Genomic DNA, 16,297 nt, shown 5'->3' with positions numbered 1-16,297 from the left:
CCCAATCCAGTGCCCAAAGGCTCAATCGCGCCCACAGATTAACGCGCGTTGCGGTTCAACCATTGTTCGGCCAAGGCACGTGCCTTGGTATCTGCCTCGAATACCGCGCCGAGGTCATTCACTGCCACTACGGGCTCAAGCCCCAGGACGTCCTCGATGATACTCGCGATCTGCGGAAAACGGATGCGCCGCTCGAGAAACGCCGCCACAGCCACTTCATTCGCCGCATTAAGCATCGCCGGCGCGCTGTTACCAGCCTCCGCTGCCTCACGCGCCAGGCGCAGACAAGGAAAACGCTGCTCGTCCGGCGCTTCAAAGTCCAGGCGGGCAATAGTAAACAGATCCAATGGCGCCACGCCGGAATCAATCCGCTCAGGCCAGGCCAGGGCATTGGCGATGGGCGTACGCATATCGGGATTGCCCAATTGAGCCAATACCGAGCCATCCACATAATCGACCAGTGAATGGATCACACTTTGCGGGTGAATCACCACCTCGACCTGATCTGGTCGCGCATCGAACAACCAGCACGCCTCGATCAACTCCAGGCCTTTATTCATCATGCTTGCCGAGTCCACGGAGATCTTGCGCCCCATCGACCAGTTCGGGTGCGCGCACGCCTGATCTGGTGACACGTGCTCCAACTCCGCCAAGGGAGTTTGCCGAAAAGGGCCACCCGAAGCGGTCAGCAGAATCCGACGCACGCCAACCTGGCTCAGGCCGCGGGCAAAGTCACCGGGCATGCACTGGAAGATTGCGTTGTGCTCACTGTCGAGGGGCAGCAGTACGGCACCGCTCTTGCGCACCGCCTGCATAAAGAGCGCCCCAGACATCACCAGCGCTTCTTTGTTGGCCAGCAGGATCTTCTTGCCGGCGTCCACGGCAGCCAAGGTCGGACGCAAGCCGGCGGCACCGACGATAGCGGCGACCACCGTATCCACCTCAGCAGCGGCCGAGACCTGACACAATCCCTCCTCCCCCACCAGCACCTGAGTGGCCAGCCCGGCGGCCCGCAGATCATCCTGCAGGTTCCGCGCTGCCAAACTTTCAGGCACTACAGCAAAGCGCGGCACATGGCGCACACACAACGCCAACAACTCGCTCAGGCGGGTGAACCCGGTCAAGGCAAACACTTGATAGCGGTCAGGATGACGGGCGATCACATCCAGGGTACTCAAGCCTACCGAGCCGGTTGCACCCAGCACGGTCACTTGTTGCAGGCGGCTCACGAAGCAGTCATCCACAGCAGCACGGCAAAGATCGGGATGGCGGCAGTAAGGCTATCGATACGGTCCAGCACGCCGCCATGCCCCGGCAGCAGGTTGCTGCTGTCCTTGATCCCGGCCTGGCGCTTGAACATGCTTTCAGTGAGATCACCCACTACCGAGATAAACACGACGATGGCCGTACCGATCAGCGCCAGGAGGATCTCCTTCACCGACCAGTCGCGCACCACACCCACCACAAGCGTGATCACCAGCGTAAGCGCGAGGCCACCATACACCCCTTCCCAGCTCTTGCCCGGACTGACTGCCGGCGCCAGCTTGCGCTTGCCGAATGCCCGACCCGAGAAGTAGGCGCCGATATCAGCGCCCCAGACAAGCACCATCACCGCCATGATCAGCCAGTTGCCCATCGGCGAATTCTTGATCTCCACCAGCCCTTGCCAGGCCGGCAGCAGAATCAACAAACCGATCACCAACTTGCTGGCAACACTGGCCCACTGACCACTGCTGCGCGGAAAAGTCAGCACCAGGTAGGTCGCAAGCGCCCACCACAGTACCGCCGCGCCCAACACCCAAGGCACGATGATGCTCGACAGGGTATGCATCAGAAACAGCAGTACCGCCACGACAACGGCATACACCACACGCGGCAGCTGCTCGCTGAAACCTGCCAAACGCGCCCATTCCCAGGCGCCCAGGGTGACGACCAGGCCGATAAACAGTGCAAAGCCGGAACCATCGAGCAGGAAAAACCCGCACAAGGCGATCGGCAACAGGATCAGTGCTGTGATGATTCGTTGTTTAAGCATTTAAACCCGGGCTCCAGCTTCGATCTGCTCACTCGTTTTACCGAAGCGACGCTGACGGGAAGCGAAATCGGCCAGCGCAGTACGCATGGCATCGTGTTTGAAGTCCGGCCAGAACAGGTCGGAGAAGTACAGCTCGGTGTAGGCCAACTGCCACAGGAGGAAATTGCTGATGCGATGCTCACCGCCCGTGCGGATGCACAAGTCAGGCAGCGGCAGGTCGCCGGTCACCAGACAGGTTTGCAACAGTTCAGGCGTGATGTCGTCCGGCCGCAGATGACCTGCCTGCACCTCGCGGGCCAGCCGCTGCGCAGCCTGGGCGATATCCCACTGACCGCCGTAGTTGGCTGCGATCTGCAACACAAAACGGTCAGCGCCAGCAGTGATGGCCTCGGCTTCGCGCATGGCCGCCTGCAGCTCCGGATGGAACCGCGAACGATCACCGATGATGCGCAGACTGATGTTGTTGTCATTAAGGCGCTTGGCCTCACGACGCAGCGCCTTGAAGAACAAATCCATCAAGGCGCTGACTTCTTCGGCGGGCCGCTGCCAGTTTTCACTGGAGAAAGCGAACAAGGTCAATACCTCGACCTTGGCCTCTGCACACACCTCAACCACAGCCCGCACTGCATCGACACCCGCTTTATGCCCGGCGACACCCGGCATAAAGCGTTTTTTCGCCCAGCGATTATTCCCATCCATGATGATCGCGACATGGCGCGGCACCACAGAGGGCACAGTCTGCTTGGTCTTTTCCATGAAGGCGTCCTGACCCCTTATACGGCCATCAGGTCCTTTTCTTTTTCTTCGGTGGCCTTGGTGATCTGGGCCTCGGATTCCTTGGTCAGCTTATCGATATCAGCGATGGCACGACGCTCTTCGTCTTCGCTGATTTCCTTGTCCTTGACCAGCTTCTTCAGGTCGCCCAAGGCATCGCGACGGATGTTGCGTACGGCAACGCGAGCGTCTTCAGCTGCACTGCGCGCCTGCTTGGTGAAGCCCTTGCGGGTCTCTTCAGTCAGGGCAGGCATGGAGATCAGCAGCAACTCACCCAGGTTGGTCGGGTTGAGGTTCAGGCCGGCGCTTTGGATGGCCTTGTCGACTGCGGCGAGCATATTGCGCTCGAAAGCCACGACTTGCAGGGTACGCGAGTCTTTTACGGTGATGTTGGCCACCTGGGTGATGGAAGTATCTGCGCCGTAGTACGGCACCATCACGCTACCCAGGATGCTTGGGTGAGCCTTGCCGGTACGAATCTGACCAAATGCGTGGTTCAGAGAGTCCAGGGATTTCTGCATACGCTCTTGAGCGTCTTTCTTGATTTCGTTGATCATTGTTGGCCTTCCTCGATCAGAGTCCCTTCCGCGCCGCCGTGTACGATATTCAGCAGGGCACCGGGCTTGTTCATGTTAAATACGCGCAGCGGCATCTTGTGGTCGCGGCACAGGCAAATAGCCGTCAGGTCCATCACACCCAGCTTGCGATCCAGCACTTCATCGTAGGTCAGATGATCGAACTTCTCGGCATGCGGGTCTTTGAATGGGTCTGCGGTGTAGACGCCATCAACCTTGGTCGCTTTGAGCACCACATCAGCATCGATCTCGATAGCGCGCAGGCACGCCGCCGAATCGGTGGTGAAGAACGGGTTGCCCGTGCCAGCAGCGAAGATCACCACTTCCTTGGCATTCAGGTGGCGCATGGCTTTGCGGCGATCATAGTGATCGGTCACGCCCACCATGGAAATAGCCGACATCACGATAGCCGAGATATTGGCACGCTCCAGGGCGTCGCGCATGGCCAGGGCGTTCATCACAGTGGCCAGCATGCCCATGTGGTCGCCGGTGACCCGATCCATACCGGCCGCACTCAGTGCCGCACCGCGGAATAGGTTGCCCCCGCCGATCACCAGGCCGACTTGTACGCCGATGCCGACCAATTGGCCGACTTCCAGCGCCATACGGTCGAGGACCTTGGGATCGATCCCGAACTCTTCCGAGCCCATCAGGGCCTCGCCGCTAAGCTTGAGTAGAATGCGTTTATAGCGAGCCTGATAACCACTGCCCTGCTGAGCCATTGCGAATCTCTCCTGCGGCGTATTTTTAAAAATTCTTGGCGAGCCGTTTACGGCTTGCGTTCACTCTAGCTGGACGCTCTCACAGCGCCATCGGAACACGGCTTTGTAAGCCAGTTCCGAGGGTAAGCCAAATAAAATCGGCCTGCCCATTTGAAAAGAGGCTGCGCGCGTGAGCGGGCAGCCTCTTTCGGGCGACAGTTGAAAACTGTCTTATTGCTTGGCGGCAGCCAGCTGGGCAGCAACTTCTTCAGCGAAGTTGTCGACCGGCTTCTCGATGCCTTCGCCTACTTTGAAGTAAGTGAAGGAAACGATTTCAGCACCGGCTTTCTTAGCCAGTTCGCCAACCTTGATTTCAGGGTTCTTGACGAACGCCTGCTCAACCAGGCTTGCTTCGGCCAGGAACTTGCTGATACGGCCCTTGACCATATTTTCAACAATGTTTTCTGGCTTGCCTTTGATTTTCTCTTCGTTCAGCTGCAGGAACACAGCTTTTTCACGCTCGATCGCTTCGGCAGAAACTTCCGAAGGCAGCAGGAACTCAGGGTTGCTGGCCGCTACGTGCATAGCGATGTCCTTGGCCAGCTCAACGTTGCCGCCCTTCAGGACAACTGCAACGCCGATTTTGTTGCCGTGCAGGTAACCACCAACAACATCACCTTCAACGCGTACCAGGCGACGGATGTTGACGTTTTCGCCAACCTTGCCAACCAGTACCAGGCGATCAGCTTCTTGAGCGGCGATCAGCGGAGCAACGTCAGTCAGTTTGTCGGCGAACGCTTTTTCAACGCTGGCAGCAACAAATGCCTTGAAGTCGTCCTGCAGGGCCAGGAAGTCGGTCTGAGAGTTCACTTCCAGCAGAACAGCAGATTTGCCGTCTTCTTTCAGAGCGATAGCGCCTTCAGCAGCCACGTTGCCTGCTTTCTTGGCAGCCTTGATGGCGCCGGAAGCACGCATGTCATCAATGGCTTTTTCGATGTCGCCGTCAGCCTTTTCCAGGGCTTTCTTGCAATCCATCATGCCTTCGCCGGTACGCTCACGCAGTTCTTTAACCAACGCTGCAGTAATTGCTGCCATTTTCAAATTCCTCTTGGATAGGTTTTCAACCATTCCACCCGATCGAACGGGGGATCAATTCTTCCCGAACCACCCTTGTTAGCCGCTGCACGTTACAGGTGATGTAGCTGCGCTGCTCACAAATGGTTTTCGAGGTGGCAAAAAGGGGGCCAAGCCCCCTTTTTGCTTACTGAGTCAACGCCAGGGCGTCAATTACTCAGCTGCAGCTACCGGAGCTTCTTCAACGAACTGCTCGGTACCACCAGCAACGTGGTTGCGACCACGGATTACAGCGTCAGCCATCGAACCCATGTACAGCTGGATAGCGCGGATTGCGTCATCGTTGCCTGGGATGATGTAGTCAACGCCTTCCGGGCTGCTGTTGGTATCGACTACGCCGATAACAGGGATGCCCAGCTTGTTGGCTTCGGTGATCGCGATGCGCTCGTGATCAACGTCGATAACGAACAGTGCGTCAGGCAGACCGCCCATGTCCTTGATACCACCCAGGGAACGATCGAGCTTTTCCAGGTCACGAGTGCGCATCAGCGCTTCTTTCTTGGTCAGCTTGGCGAAAGTACCGTCTTCGGCTTGCACTTCAAGGTCACGCAGACGCTTGATGGAAGCACGGATGGTTTTGAAGTTGGTCAGCATGCCGCCCAACCAGCGGTGATCCACGTACGGCGAACCGCAACGTGCTGCTTCTTCAGCAACGATCTTGCCAGCGGAACGCTTGGTGCCGACGAACAGAATCTTGTTTTTGCCCTGGGCCAGGCGCTCTACGAAAGTCAGAGCTTCGTTGAACATTGGCAGGGTTTTTTCAAGGTTGATGATGTGGATCTTGTTACGCGCGCCGAAAATGTATTTACCCATTTTCGGGTTCCAGTAACGGGTCTGGTGACCGAAGTGCACACCGGCCTTCAGCATATCGCGCATGTTGACTTGGGACATGATAGTTCCTTAATAAGTCGGGTTTGGCCTCCACGTATCCCAATGACCAACCAGCGGCATCAAGGCCTCCGGCACCCAGGTCATCGTGTCGACACGTGTGTGGATTTAAGCTTTTCGGGGTATCCCCGGAAAGCGGCGCATTTTATACCACACGAAGGGCGAAAACGAAACCCGCAATCACATTTGGCATCCGCGACTTGTGCGCAAGCCTTTGAATAGAGCCGATATAACCCCAGCTGATAGAGAGAAGCGATCGTCAGGGGCTCATGATTTGCCGCCCGCGTCTGTTAGAATCGCGTTTTTTGTGGCTTGTGCGAATTCAGCAACCTTTTGTCGCACGCCCGTAAACCGTATTGATTTCAGCGCGTCGCGCTAGAGAGAGCCTGTATGACCGTTAGTTTGAAAACCGCCGAAGACATCGCCGGCATGCGCATTGCCGGCAAGCTGGCTGCCGACGTACTGGAAATGATTGCCGAGCACGTCAAGCCCGGCGTTACCACCGAAACCCTGAACCAGATCTGCCATGACTATATCGTCAATGTGCAAAAGGCCATCCCTGCCCCCCTGAACTACAAGGGTTTCCCCAAGTCGATCTGCACTTCGGTCAACCACGTGGTCTGCCACGGGATCCCGGGCGACAAGCCGTTGAAGGACGGCGACACCCTGAACATCGACGTCACCGTGATCAAGGACCGCTACTTCGGCGACACCAGCCGCATGTTCCACGTCGGCACCGTGCCGGTCTGGGCGGAGCGCCTGTCCCAGGTCACCCAGGAATGCATGTACAAGGCTATCGAAATCGTCAAGCCTGGCTGCCGCCTGGGCGACATCGGTGAAGTGATCCAGAAGCACGCCGAAAAGAACGGTTTCTCGGTGGTGCGTGAATTCTGCGGCCACGGTATCGGCACCGTGTTCCACGAAGAACCGCAGATCCTGCACTACGGCCGCGCAGGCACCGGCATGGAGCTCAAGGCAGGCATGACTTTCACCATCGAGCCGATGATCAACCAAGGCAAGGCCGACACCAAGGTATTGGGCGACGGCTGGACGGCCATCACCAAGGACCGCAAGCTCTCGGCCCAGTGGGAACACACCCTGCTGGTCACCGAAACCGGCTACGAGATCTTCACCCTGCGCGCCGACGACACGATCCCACGCGTCTCCGCATAAAAGGCTGCCAAGGTTTTCCCCAACTGTGTTGTGACTGACTGACTAGATAGAAAGGAAAGCCGATCGATGCCCCAGGTGGATCCCGAACTCTTCGACCGTGGCCAGTTCCAGGCGGAGCTGGCACTGAAAGCGAGCCCCATTGCCGCGTTCAAAAAGGCCATCCGCCAGGCCCGCGAGGTGCTCGACGAGCGCTTTCGCAGCGGCCGGGACATCCGCCGGCTGATCGAGGACCGCGCCTGGTTCGTCGATAACATCCTGCAAAAGGCCTGGGAACAGTTCAGTTGGAGTGAAGACGCCGATATTGCCCTGGTGGCGGTCGGCGGCTACGGCCGTGGCGAGCTGCACCCCTACTCCGACATCGACCTGCTGATCCTGCTGGACAGCGCCGACCATGAGATCTTTCGCGATTCCATCGAGCGTTTTCTGACGCTGCTGTGGGACATCGGCCTGGAAGTCGGCCAGAGCGTGCGCTCGGTGGACGAATGCGCCGAAGAGGCCCGCGCCGACCTCACCGTCATCACCAACCTGATGGAAAGCCGCACCATCGCCGGCCCCGAGCGCTTGCGCCAGCGCATGCTCGAAGTCACCAGCACCGCGCACATGTGGCCGAGCAAGGATTTCTTCCTGGCCAAGCGTGCCGAACAGAAGGCCCGGCACCACAAGTACAACGACACCGAATACAACCTGGAACCCAACGTCAAAGGCTCCCCAGGTGGGCTGCGCGATATCCAGACGATTCTGTGGGTAGCGCGTCGCCAATACGGCACTCTGAACCTGCGCGCCCTGGCCGGCGAAGGCTTCCTGGTGGAAAGCGAAAACGCCCTGCTGGCGTCGTCCCAGGAATTCCTGTGGAAAGTGCGCTACGCCCTGCACATGCTCGCCGGGCGCTCCGAAGACCGCCTGCTGTTCGACCACCAACGCTCCATCGCCACCCTGCTGGGGTTTGAAGGCGAAGACGCGAAGACCAGCATCGAAAGCTTCATGCAGCAGTACTATCGGGTAGTCATGAGCATCGCCCAGCTCAGCGACCTGATCATCCAGCACTTCGAAGAAGTGATCCTCGCCCCCGAAGACGAAGCTCCGCCGCAGCCGATCAATTCGCGCTTCCAGTTGCACGACGGCTATATCGAGGCGCGCAACGACAACGTGTTCCGCCGCACCCCGTTCGCCATGCTGGAAATCTTCGTGCTGATGGCCCAGCAGCCGGAAATCAAGGGCGTACGCGCCGATACCATCCGCCTGCTGCGGGAAAACCGTCACCTGATCGACGATGACTTTCGCAACGACATTCGCAACACCAGCCTGTTTATCGAGCTGTTCAAGTGCAAGATCGGCATCCACCGCAACCTGCGCCGCATGAACCGCTACGGCATCCTCGGGCGCTACCTGCCGGAGTTCGGCTTTATCGTCGGGCAGATGCAGCACGACCTGTTCCACATCTATACCGTGGACGCCCACACCCTGAACCTGATCAAGCACCTGCGTAAGTTGCAGTACACCCAGGTGTCCGAGAAATTCCCGCTGGCCAGCAAGCTCATGGCCAAGCTGCCTAAGCCGGAGTTGATCTACCTCGCCGGCCTGTACCACGACATCGGCAAGGGCCGGCACGGTGATCACTCGGAAATCGGCGCAGTGGATGCCGAGGCGTTCTGCCAGCGCCACCAGTTGCCACTGTGGGACAGCCGCCTGATCGTCTGGCTGGTGCAGAACCACCTGGTGATGTCGACCACCGCCCAGCGCAAGGACTTGTCCGACCCGCAGGTGATCCACGATTTCGCGCAGATCGTCGGCGATGAAACCCGCCTCGACTACCTGTACGTGCTGACCGTCTCCGATATCAACGCCACCAATCCGACCCTATGGAACTCCTGGCGCGCCAGCCTGTTGCGCCAGCTCTACACCGAGACCAAGCGTGCCCTGCGCCGAGGCCTGGAAAACCCGGTGGACCGCGAAGAGCAGATCCGCCGCACCCAAAGCGCGGCGCTGGATATCCTGGTGCGCGGTGGCAACGACCCGGACGACGTCGAGCAACTGTGGTCGCAATTGGGTGACGATTACTTCCTGCGCCACACCGCCGGCGATGTGGCCTGGCACACCGACGCGATCCTGCAGCAACCGGCTGATGGCGGCCCGCTGGTGCTGATCAAGGAAACCACCCAGCGCGAATTCGAAGGCGGTACGCAGATCTTCATCTATGCGCCCGACCAGCACGACTTCTTCGCGGTGACCGTGGCGGCCATGGACCAGCTAAACCTGAACATCCATGACGCCCGGGTCATCACCTCCAGCAGCCAGTTCACCCTCGACACCTACATCGTGCTGGATACCGAAGGCGAGTCCATCGGCGATAACCCGGCGCGGGTGAAAAAGATCCGCGAAGGCCTGACCGAAGCGCTGCGCAACCCGGACGACTACCCGACCATCATCCAACGTCGGGTACCGCGCCAGCTCAAGCACTTTGCCTTTGCGCCCCAGGTGACCATTTCCAACGATGCCCAGCGTCCGGTCACGGTGCTGGAGCTCAGCGCGCCGGACCGGCCAGGCCTGCTGGCAAGGATCGGCGGCATTTTCCTGGAGTTCGATTTGTCACTGCAGAACGCCAAGATCGCAACCCTGGGCGAACGGGTGGAAGACGTGTTCTTTATTACCGATGCCGATAACCAGCCGCTGTCCGACCCGGAACTGTGCCGCCGCTTGCAGGAAGCCATCGTCCAGCAGTTGAGCGTCAATCAGGAAAATAGCGTTGAGTTATCGCGCTTGAGTATCTGACCGACAGCCTTTTTTTGCTTCCAATGAATTGAACGAGATCCACCGATGAACAACGCCCTGAACCAGCTGCAGCCTTACCCGTTCGAGAAACTGCGCGCCCTGCTTGGCAGCGTTACGCCAAACCCGGACAAACGCCCAATCGCGCTGTCCATCGGCGAACCCAAGCATAAGTCCCCGACGTTCGTCGCCGAGGCACTGAGCAATAACCTCGACCAGATGGCGGTGTACCCGACCACCCTGGGCATCCCGGCTTTGCGCGAGGCCATCGGCGCCTGGTGCGAACGCCGCTTCAACGTGCCCAAGGGCTGGCTGGACCCGGCGCGCAATATCCTGCCGGTCAACGGCACCCGTGAAGCGCTGTTCGCCTTCACCCAGACCGTGGTCAACCGTGGCGACGACGCGCTGGTGGTCAGCCCGAACCCGTTCTACCAGATCTACGAAGGCGCCGCGTTCCTGGCCGGGGCCAAGCCGCACTACCTGCCATGCCTGGATGAAAACGGCTTCAACCCGGATTTCGACGCCGTGTCGCCAGACATCTGGAAACGCTGCCAGATCCTGTTCCTGTGCTCCCCCGGCAACCCGACCGGCGCGCTGATCCCGGTCGAGACCCTGAAAAAACTCATCGCCCTGGCCGACGAATACGACTTCGTCATCGCTGCTGACGAGTGCTACAGCGAACTCTACTTCGACGAACAAACCCCACCGCCGGGCCTGCTCAGCGCATGTGTCGAACTGGGCCGCCAGGACTTCAAGCGCTGTGTGGTATTCCACAGCCTGTCCAAGCGCTCCAACCTGCCAGGCCTGCGCTCCGGCTTCGTGGCCGGCGATGCCGAGATCCTCAAGGGCTTCCTGCTGTACCGCACCTACCACGGCTGTGCGATGCCGGTTCAAACCCAACTGGCCAGCATCGCCGCATGGCAGGACGAGGCCCATGTGCTGGCCAACCGAGACCTGTACCGCGAAAAGTTTGACGCCGTGCTGGCGATCCTCAAGCCCGTGCTGGACGTACAGGCCCCGGATGGCGGGTTCTATCTGTGGCCGAATGTGCAGGGCGATGATGCCGCGTTCTGCCGCGACCTGTTCGTGGAGGAGCACGTGACGGTGGTGCCGGGTTCGTACCTGTCGCGGGAAGTCGAGGGCGTCAACCCCGGCGCCGGGCGTGTGCGCCTGGCGCTGGTGGCACCCCTGGCGGAGTGCGTGGAAGCCGCTGAACGGATGCGGGATTTTATCCAGCGTCGTCGGTAAACGCCTTGCGGGTCATTTCACCTGACCCAGATTCGCTTCACTCATGTCCAGCTCCGCCAACACCTCCCTCAAGACGTCATCACCAATCTGGTGATGACGGCTCAGGCTATACAACTCCAGGCGTTGCGCGCGCAGGGCCTTGAGCCGCAGCTTGCGCTCAAGCAGATCCATTTGCTGCGCCAGCGCCTGGGCTTCCGCCGAGTCATTGAACACCTCCAACTGATGGCGATATTCCGACATCAACCGCGCCTTTAGCTCAGTGGCCAATGCGGCCTGGGCGGCGTCCTGGGTTTCGGTTTCTGTCGGTTCTTCGGCCTCCAAGGCGTGGATTGCGGCGACAGCGGTCTTTTTCCACGCTTCACGCACTTCGTTGTGGCGCTTTTCATCGGGGCTTTTTTCGATCCCGCGCAACAGCATCGGCAAGGCGATACAGGCAGCGATCAGCGACAGCAGGATCACGCCAGCAGCGATGAAAATCAGCAGATCGCGCTCAGGAAAGTCTTTGCCCGGTGCCAGTAACAAAGGCACCGACATCACACCAGCCAAGGTCACCGCACCGCGCACACCGCCCACGGTCAGCAACCAACAGGACCGTGCGGTGGGCACCAGGGTCAGTTCACTTTTCCCACGTAGGCGACGGAGCAAACCCGACAAGCGCCAGATGCTCTGCACCCAGATAAAGCGCAACACCACTAGCACCAGGAAGATCGCAATCACATCCAGGCAGCGATACAGCAAGGTCGGCCACAATGTCGGTTCATGGCTGACCACGGCTTTGATGATGTCCGGCAATTGCAGGCCCAGCAGCAGGAAGATCAGACCGTTGAAGGCAAACTCCAGCAATGACCAGACACTGCGATTGAGCAGGCGCGTACTGGTCTGGCGGGGCAGCAGGTCGAGCCAGCTTTGCATCATGCCCGCCGCCACCGCCGACAAGATGCCCGAGGCCCCAAGGCGTTCGGCCAGCACGTAGGCCGCAAACGGCAGCAGCAACATGAACACCACGTGGGTCGCCGGGTCATCCCAACCTCGAGCAATCATCCAGGCACGCAGGCGGCCGACCAGCCAACTCAGCGCCACCCCGACCGCCAGTCCGCCCACGGCCACCAAAACAAAGGTCAGGCTGGCATCGGCCAAAGAGAACACGCCGGTCAATGCTGCGGCCAAGGCGAACTTGAAGGTCACCAGGCCCGAAGCATCATTCATCAGGGCCTCGCCCTGGAGCATATGCATCAGAGGCGTCGGCAAGCGGTTCTGAGCGATCGCCGACACGGCCACGGCATCCGTCGGCGACAACACGGCTGCGAGGGCGAAGGCCACCGGCAGCGGGATCGTCGGCAATAGCCAATGAATGAAGTAACCAGCACCGACCACGGTGAACAGCACCAGCCCGACGGCCAGCGTCAGGATCGGCCCGCGCAGGCGCCACAATTCGCGCTTGGGCATGCGCCAGCCATCGGAGAACAGCAACGGTGGCAGGAACAGAAACAGGAACAACTCCGGGTCCAGCGCCACATGCAGCCCCAGCGTGAGCCAGGCGAGCAACGCGCCAGCGGCAATCTGCACCAGAGGCAACGGCAGGGGGATGACACGCCCGACCAGACGCGAAACGCTGACCAGCATCAGCAGGATAAGAACGGTGTAGGCGGTTTGCATAACGCGGTTTTCCCGGACAATCGACTTGCAACGACACACATCAGGCAACAACTGGCAGTTGAAGTGCCATATTACCCGGCTATGTTACCGGCCTATGCTGCGCGCTGGCTTTTGCACAAAAGTCGCACGACGCTGACGAGCGGCACTCAAACGTGCTGGTCGTGGCATAATCCGTGATCTTTCGGTTTCATCCGCACACGACATCAGATCAGAGGGGGGGCAATTCCTTGACCGCTTCAAGCAAAACGTTGCACCTTTTCGGCATCAAAGCCTGCGACACCATGAAAAAGGCGCGCACCTGGCTCGATGAGCACGCTGTGAGCTATGAGTTCCACGACTACAAAACGGCCGGTATCGACCGCGAACACTTGACCCAATGGTGCAACGAGCACGGTTGGCAGGTGGTTTTGAACCGTGCGGGCACCACCTTTCGCAAACTCGAAGACGAACGCAAAGCCGATCTCGATCAGTCGAAAGCCATTGAATTGATGCTCGCACAACCTTCGATGATCAAGCGCCCGGTGCTTGATCTCGGTGACAGAACCCTGATTGGCTTCAAGCCAGATAGCTATTCGGCAGCCCTCAAGTAGGCCAGCCCTTCCATTTTTGTAGAGGTAACAGCATGTCCAATTCCCTGTTCAGCCTGGGCTTCGGCGTCGGCACTCAGAACCGCCAAGGTGCTTGGCTGGAAGTGTTTTACGCACAACCCTTGCTCAACCCATCGGCTGAAATCGTCGCTGCCATTGCGCCGATCCTCGGCTACAGCGAAGGCAACCAGGCGATCACCTTCACCGTCGCCCAGGCCCTGCAACTGGCTGACGCGCTCAAAGGCGTCGACGCTGTCCAAGCCGCGCTGCTGAGCCGCCTGGCAGAAAGCCACACGCCGCTGGTCGCCACGTTGCTGGCCGAGGACGCCGCACTGACGTCCACCCCCGAGGCCTACCTCAAGCTGCACCTGTTGTCCCATCGCCTGGTCAAGCCACACGGCCTGAGCCTCGCCGGTGTGTTCCCGCAACTGCCGAACGTGGCCTGGACCAGCCAGGGTGCGATCGACATCAATGAGCTGGCCGAACGCCAACTGGAAGCACGCCTGCGTGGCGAACTGCTGGAAGTGTTCTCGGTGGACAAGTTCCCGAAAATGACCGACTACGTGGTGCCGAGCGGCGTGCGTATCGCTGACGCCGCGCGTATCCGCCTCGGCGCCTACGTGGGCGAAGGCACCACCGTGATGCACGAAGGTTTCGTCAACTTCAACGCCGGCACCGAAGGCCCGGGCATGATCGAAGGCCGTGTATCGGCTGGCGTGTTCGTCGGCAAGGGTTCGGACCTGGGCGGCGGTTGCTCGACCATGGGCACCCTGTCGGGCGGCGGCAACATCGTGATCAAGGTCGGCGAAGGCTGCCTGATCGGCGCCAACGCCGGTATCGGTATCCCATTGGGCGACCGCAACACCGTGGAGTCGGGCCTGTATGTCACCGCCGGCACCAAGGTTGCACTGCTGGACGAGTCGAACCAACTGGTCAAGGTGGTCAAGGCGCGCGAGTTGGCCGGCCAACCGGACCTGCTGTTCCGCCGTAACTCCGAGACCGGTGCCGTGGAGTGCAAAACCCACAAATCGGCCATCGAACTGAACGAAGCGCTGCACGCTCACAACTAAGCAGCCACTCGATGCCACTAGCGGGCCCCGACCCTGGGGCTCGCTTATACGAGTCTTGAACACCATGCTAGTGCCCTCCCCCTGGCGCGCCGATTTCCCGGCCATCGCCGCCCTGCAACGGCAAGACCAGACCTATCTGGACAACGCCGCCACCACGCAAAAACCCCAAGCCCTGCTGGACGCCATCAGCCATTACTACGCCAATGGCGCCGCCAATGTGCACCGTGCCCAGCATTTGCCGGGTGCCCATGCGACCCAGGCTTTCGAGGACAGTCGCAGCAAGGTTGCGCAGTGGTTGAATGCAGGTGACAGCGGGCAAATTATCTTCACCCACGGCGCGACATCAGCGCTGAACCTCTTGGCCTACGGCCTTGAGCACTTATTCAATGCGGGCGATGAAATTGTCATCAGCGCCCTGGAACACCACGCCAACCTGTTGCCGTGGCAGCAACTGGCCAAGCGTCGCGCGCTCAACCTGGTGGTATTGCCACTCGACGATGACGGCGTGATCGACCTGCAAGCCGCCGCCGCGTTGATCGGCCCGCGTACGCGCCTGCTGGCGGTGAGCCAACTGTCCAACGTCCTCGGCACCTGGCAACCGCTGCAAGCCTTGCTGGCATTGGCCCAGACCCACGGCGCCGTGACCGTGGTCGATGGCGCCCAAGGCATCGTCCACGGCCGCCATGACGTGCAGGCACTGGGCTGCGACTTCTATGTATTTTCCAGCCACAAGCTGTACGGCCCGGACGGCGTCGGCGTGCTCTATGGCCGCAACGAGGCCCTGCATCACCTGCGCCATTGGCAATTTGGTGGCGAGATGGTGCAACAGGCTGAGTACCACAGCGCGAGCTTTCGCCCGGCACCGCTGGGTTTCGAGGCCGGCACCCCGCCGATTGCCGGTGTGATCGGCCTGGGCGCGTCCCTGGACTACCTGAGTTCGCTGGATCAGCACGCGGCGCTCGCCCATGAAGCGGCCCTGCATGACTACCTGCTGCGCGGGCTGAAGGCGCGCAATGGCGTCCGTGTGCTGGGTTCGCCGCAGGCGGCGCTGGTCAGCTTTGTGGTCGAGGGCGTGCACAACGCCGACCTCGCGCACCTGCTGACCGAGCAAGGCATTGCCGTACGTGCCGGCCATCATTGCGCAATGCCGCTGCTCAAGGCCATGCACTTGTCGGGGGCGATCCGCGTCTCCCTGGCGCTGTATAACGACTCCGATGACCTGGAACGCTTCTTCGAAGCGCTGGATCAGGCGCTGGATATGCTGCGATGAGCCTGCCGGTGGAAGCGGTTGCCGCGTTGGAGGCCTTTCAGTCGGTGGGCAGCTGGGAGCAACGCGCTCGAATGCTGATGCAGTGGGGCGAGCGCCTGCCCGTTTTGGCGGATGAGGATAAGGTCGATGCCAACCTCGTGCAGGGCTGTGAAAGCCTGGTGTGGTTGGTCGGACGCTTGCACGATGGCCACTGGCAGTTCGCCGCCAGCAGTGAGGCCCGCATGATTCGTGGCTTGGTCGCATTGCTGCTGGCGCGGGTCAATGGGTTGTCGGCGGACGACTTGCAGGCGGTCGACTTGCCTGACTGGTTCAATCAACTGGGGCTTTCTCGCCAACTGTCGCCGTCGCGCAGCAATGGGCTGAATGCAGTCCTGCAGCGCATGCGCGAACTCAGTCATACCCACATTTGAACCGTGTAAC

At 60.2% G+C, this 16,297-nt stretch carries 15 protein-coding genes; 7 read left to right on the top strand and 8 right to left on the bottom strand.

What is annotated here, in order from left to right; genetic code table 11:
- Positions 1-38: 38 nt before the first annotated feature.
- The 7 genes from ispC to rpsB form a co-directional block, all read right to left on the bottom strand.
- Positions 39-1,229, bottom strand: coding sequence for a 1-deoxy-D-xylulose-5-phosphate reductoisomerase (ispC, locus tag J1G35_RS07110; RefSeq protein WP_223014258.1), 1,191 nt, complete (start codon positions 1,227-1,229; stop codon positions 39-41).
- Complete coding sequence (locus J1G35_RS07105; RefSeq protein ID WP_053137254.1) at positions 1,226-2,035, bottom strand: phosphatidate cytidylyltransferase; 810 nt, start codon at positions 2,033-2,035, stop codon at positions 1,226-1,228. The genes ispC and J1G35_RS07105 overlap by 4 nt, the downstream gene beginning before the upstream one ends.
- Positions 2,036-2,791 (bottom strand): polyprenyl diphosphate synthase, encoded by a 756-nt coding sequence (uppS, locus tag J1G35_RS07100; protein WP_053137257.1) that lies wholly within the window; start codon positions 2,789-2,791, stop codon positions 2,036-2,038.
- 17 nt (positions 2,792-2,808) lie between these two features.
- Positions 2,809-3,366: a ribosome recycling factor gene (gene frr / locus J1G35_RS07095; RefSeq protein ID WP_053137260.1), complete on the bottom strand. Its 558-nt coding sequence runs from the start codon at positions 3,364-3,366 to the stop codon at positions 2,809-2,811.
- A complete protein-coding gene (pyrH, locus tag J1G35_RS07090) occupies positions 3,363-4,106 on the bottom strand; it encodes a UMP kinase (protein ID WP_003172271.1) in 744 nt (247 codons plus the stop codon). Before pyrH ends, frr begins: the two co-directional genes overlap by 4 nt.
- A gap of 210 nt (positions 4,107-4,316) precedes the next feature.
- On the bottom strand, positions 4,317-5,180 hold the full coding sequence (gene tsf / locus J1G35_RS07085) for a translation elongation factor Ts (protein WP_027604480.1): 864 nt from the start codon (positions 5,178-5,180) through the stop codon (positions 4,317-4,319).
- Positions 5,181-5,372: 192 nt separating this feature from the next.
- Positions 5,373-6,110: a 30S ribosomal protein S2 gene (gene rpsB, locus J1G35_RS07080; RefSeq protein ID WP_003219330.1), complete on the bottom strand. Its 738-nt coding sequence runs from the start codon at positions 6,108-6,110 to the stop codon at positions 5,373-5,375.
- A gap of 387 nt (positions 6,111-6,497) precedes the next feature.
- On the opposite strand from rpsB, the gene map reads away from it, so the two are divergent.
- From map to dapC, 3 genes are all read left to right on the top strand, one after another.
- Positions 6,498-7,280, top strand: a complete 783-nt coding sequence (gene map / locus J1G35_RS07075; RefSeq protein ID WP_053137263.1) for a type I methionyl aminopeptidase — start codon at positions 6,498-6,500, stop codon at positions 7,278-7,280.
- A 66-nt stretch (positions 7,281-7,346) separates the two neighbouring features.
- The gene (locus J1G35_RS07070; protein WP_053137266.1) at positions 7,347-10,049 is read left to right on the top strand and encodes a [protein-PII] uridylyltransferase; all 2,703 of its coding nucleotides are present in this window, start codon (positions 7,347-7,349) and stop codon (positions 10,047-10,049) included.
- A 45-nt stretch (positions 10,050-10,094) separates the two neighbouring features.
- On the top strand, positions 10,095-11,294 hold the full coding sequence (dapC, locus tag J1G35_RS07065; RefSeq protein WP_223014256.1) for a succinyldiaminopimelate transaminase: 1,200 nt from the start codon (positions 10,095-10,097) through the stop codon (positions 11,292-11,294).
- Positions 11,295-11,306: 12 nt separating this feature from the next.
- Here the strand turns inward: dapC and J1G35_RS07060 are convergent, their stop codons facing one another.
- Positions 11,307-12,950, bottom strand: coding sequence for a Na+/H+ antiporter (locus J1G35_RS07060; RefSeq protein WP_223014254.1), 1,644 nt, complete (start codon positions 12,948-12,950; stop codon positions 11,307-11,309).
- Between the two features lie 281 nt (positions 12,951-13,231).
- On the opposite strand from J1G35_RS07060, the gene J1G35_RS07055 reads away from it, so the two are divergent.
- The 4 genes from J1G35_RS07055 (at position 13,232) to J1G35_RS07040 (ending at position 16,287) form a co-directional block, all read left to right on the top strand.
- Entirely contained in the window at positions 13,232-13,540 is a 309-nt protein-coding gene (locus tag J1G35_RS07055) for an arsenate reductase (RefSeq protein WP_231982825.1), read from the top strand.
- Between the two features lie 32 nt (positions 13,541-13,572).
- Complete coding sequence (gene dapD / locus J1G35_RS07050; protein WP_223014252.1) at positions 13,573-14,607, top strand: 2,3,4,5-tetrahydropyridine-2,6-dicarboxylate N-succinyltransferase; 1,035 nt, start codon at positions 13,573-13,575, stop codon at positions 14,605-14,607.
- A gap of 64 nt (positions 14,608-14,671) precedes the next feature.
- Positions 14,672-15,877 carry a cysteine desulfurase gene (locus tag J1G35_RS07045; protein ID WP_223014250.1) on the top strand — a complete coding sequence of 402 codons (1,206 nt, stop codon included), beginning with the start codon at positions 14,672-14,674 and terminating at the stop codon, positions 15,875-15,877.
- Positions 15,874-16,287, top strand: a complete 414-nt coding sequence (locus J1G35_RS07040) for a SufE family protein (RefSeq protein WP_053137285.1) — start codon at positions 15,874-15,876, stop codon at positions 16,285-16,287. The genes J1G35_RS07045 and J1G35_RS07040 overlap by 4 nt, the downstream gene beginning before the upstream one ends.
- Positions 16,288-16,297: the final 10 nt, after the last annotated feature.

Source organism: Pseudomonas sp. SH10-3B, from assembly GCF_019891415.1.
In the GTDB taxonomy this organism is placed as follows: Bacteria; Pseudomonadota; Gammaproteobacteria; order Pseudomonadales; family Pseudomonadaceae; genus Aquipseudomonas.
Note: the sequence above shows the minus strand (reverse complement) of the source record. Positions and strands in the feature narration are given on the sequence as shown.

Coding starts and splice junctions, on each gene's coding strand:
- J1G35_RS07045 (WP_223014250.1), top strand. CDS start 14,672: ATGCTAGTGCCCTCCCCCTGGCGCGCCGATTTCCCGGCCATCGCCGCC.
- dapC (WP_223014256.1), top strand. CDS start 10,095: ATGAACAACGCCCTGAACCAGCTGCAGCCTTACCCGTTCGAGAAACTG.
- J1G35_RS07070 (WP_053137266.1), top strand. CDS start 7,347: ATGCCCCAGGTGGATCCCGAACTCTTCGACCGTGGCCAGTTCCAGGCG.
- J1G35_RS07105 (WP_053137254.1), bottom strand. CDS start 2,035: ATGCTTAAACAACGAATCATCACAGCACTGATCCTGTTGCCGATCGCC.
- tsf (WP_027604480.1), bottom strand. CDS start 5,180: ATGGCAGCAATTACTGCAGCGTTGGTTAAAGAACTGCGTGAGCGTACC.
- frr (WP_053137260.1), bottom strand. CDS start 3,366: ATGATCAACGAAATCAAGAAAGACGCTCAAGAGCGTATGCAGAAATCC.
- uppS (WP_053137257.1), bottom strand. CDS start 2,791: ATGGAAAAGACCAAGCAGACTGTGCCCTCTGTGGTGCCGCGCCATGTC.
- dapD (WP_223014252.1), top strand. CDS start 13,573: ATGTCCAATTCCCTGTTCAGCCTGGGCTTCGGCGTCGGCACTCAGAAC.
- map (WP_053137263.1), top strand. CDS start 6,498: ATGACCGTTAGTTTGAAAACCGCCGAAGACATCGCCGGCATGCGCATT.
- J1G35_RS07040 (WP_053137285.1), top strand. CDS start 15,874: ATGAGCCTGCCGGTGGAAGCGGTTGCCGCGTTGGAGGCCTTTCAGTCG.
- pyrH (WP_003172271.1), bottom strand. CDS start 4,106: ATGGCTCAGCAGGGCAGTGGTTATCAGGCTCGCTATAAACGCATTCTA.
- J1G35_RS07060 (WP_223014254.1), bottom strand. CDS start 12,950: ATGCAAACCGCCTACACCGTTCTTATCCTGCTGATGCTGGTCAGCGTT.
- rpsB (WP_003219330.1), bottom strand. CDS start 6,110: ATGTCCCAAGTCAACATGCGCGATATGCTGAAGGCCGGTGTGCACTTC.
- J1G35_RS07055 (WP_231982825.1), top strand. CDS start 13,232: ATGAAAAAGGCGCGCACCTGGCTCGATGAGCACGCTGTGAGCTATGAG.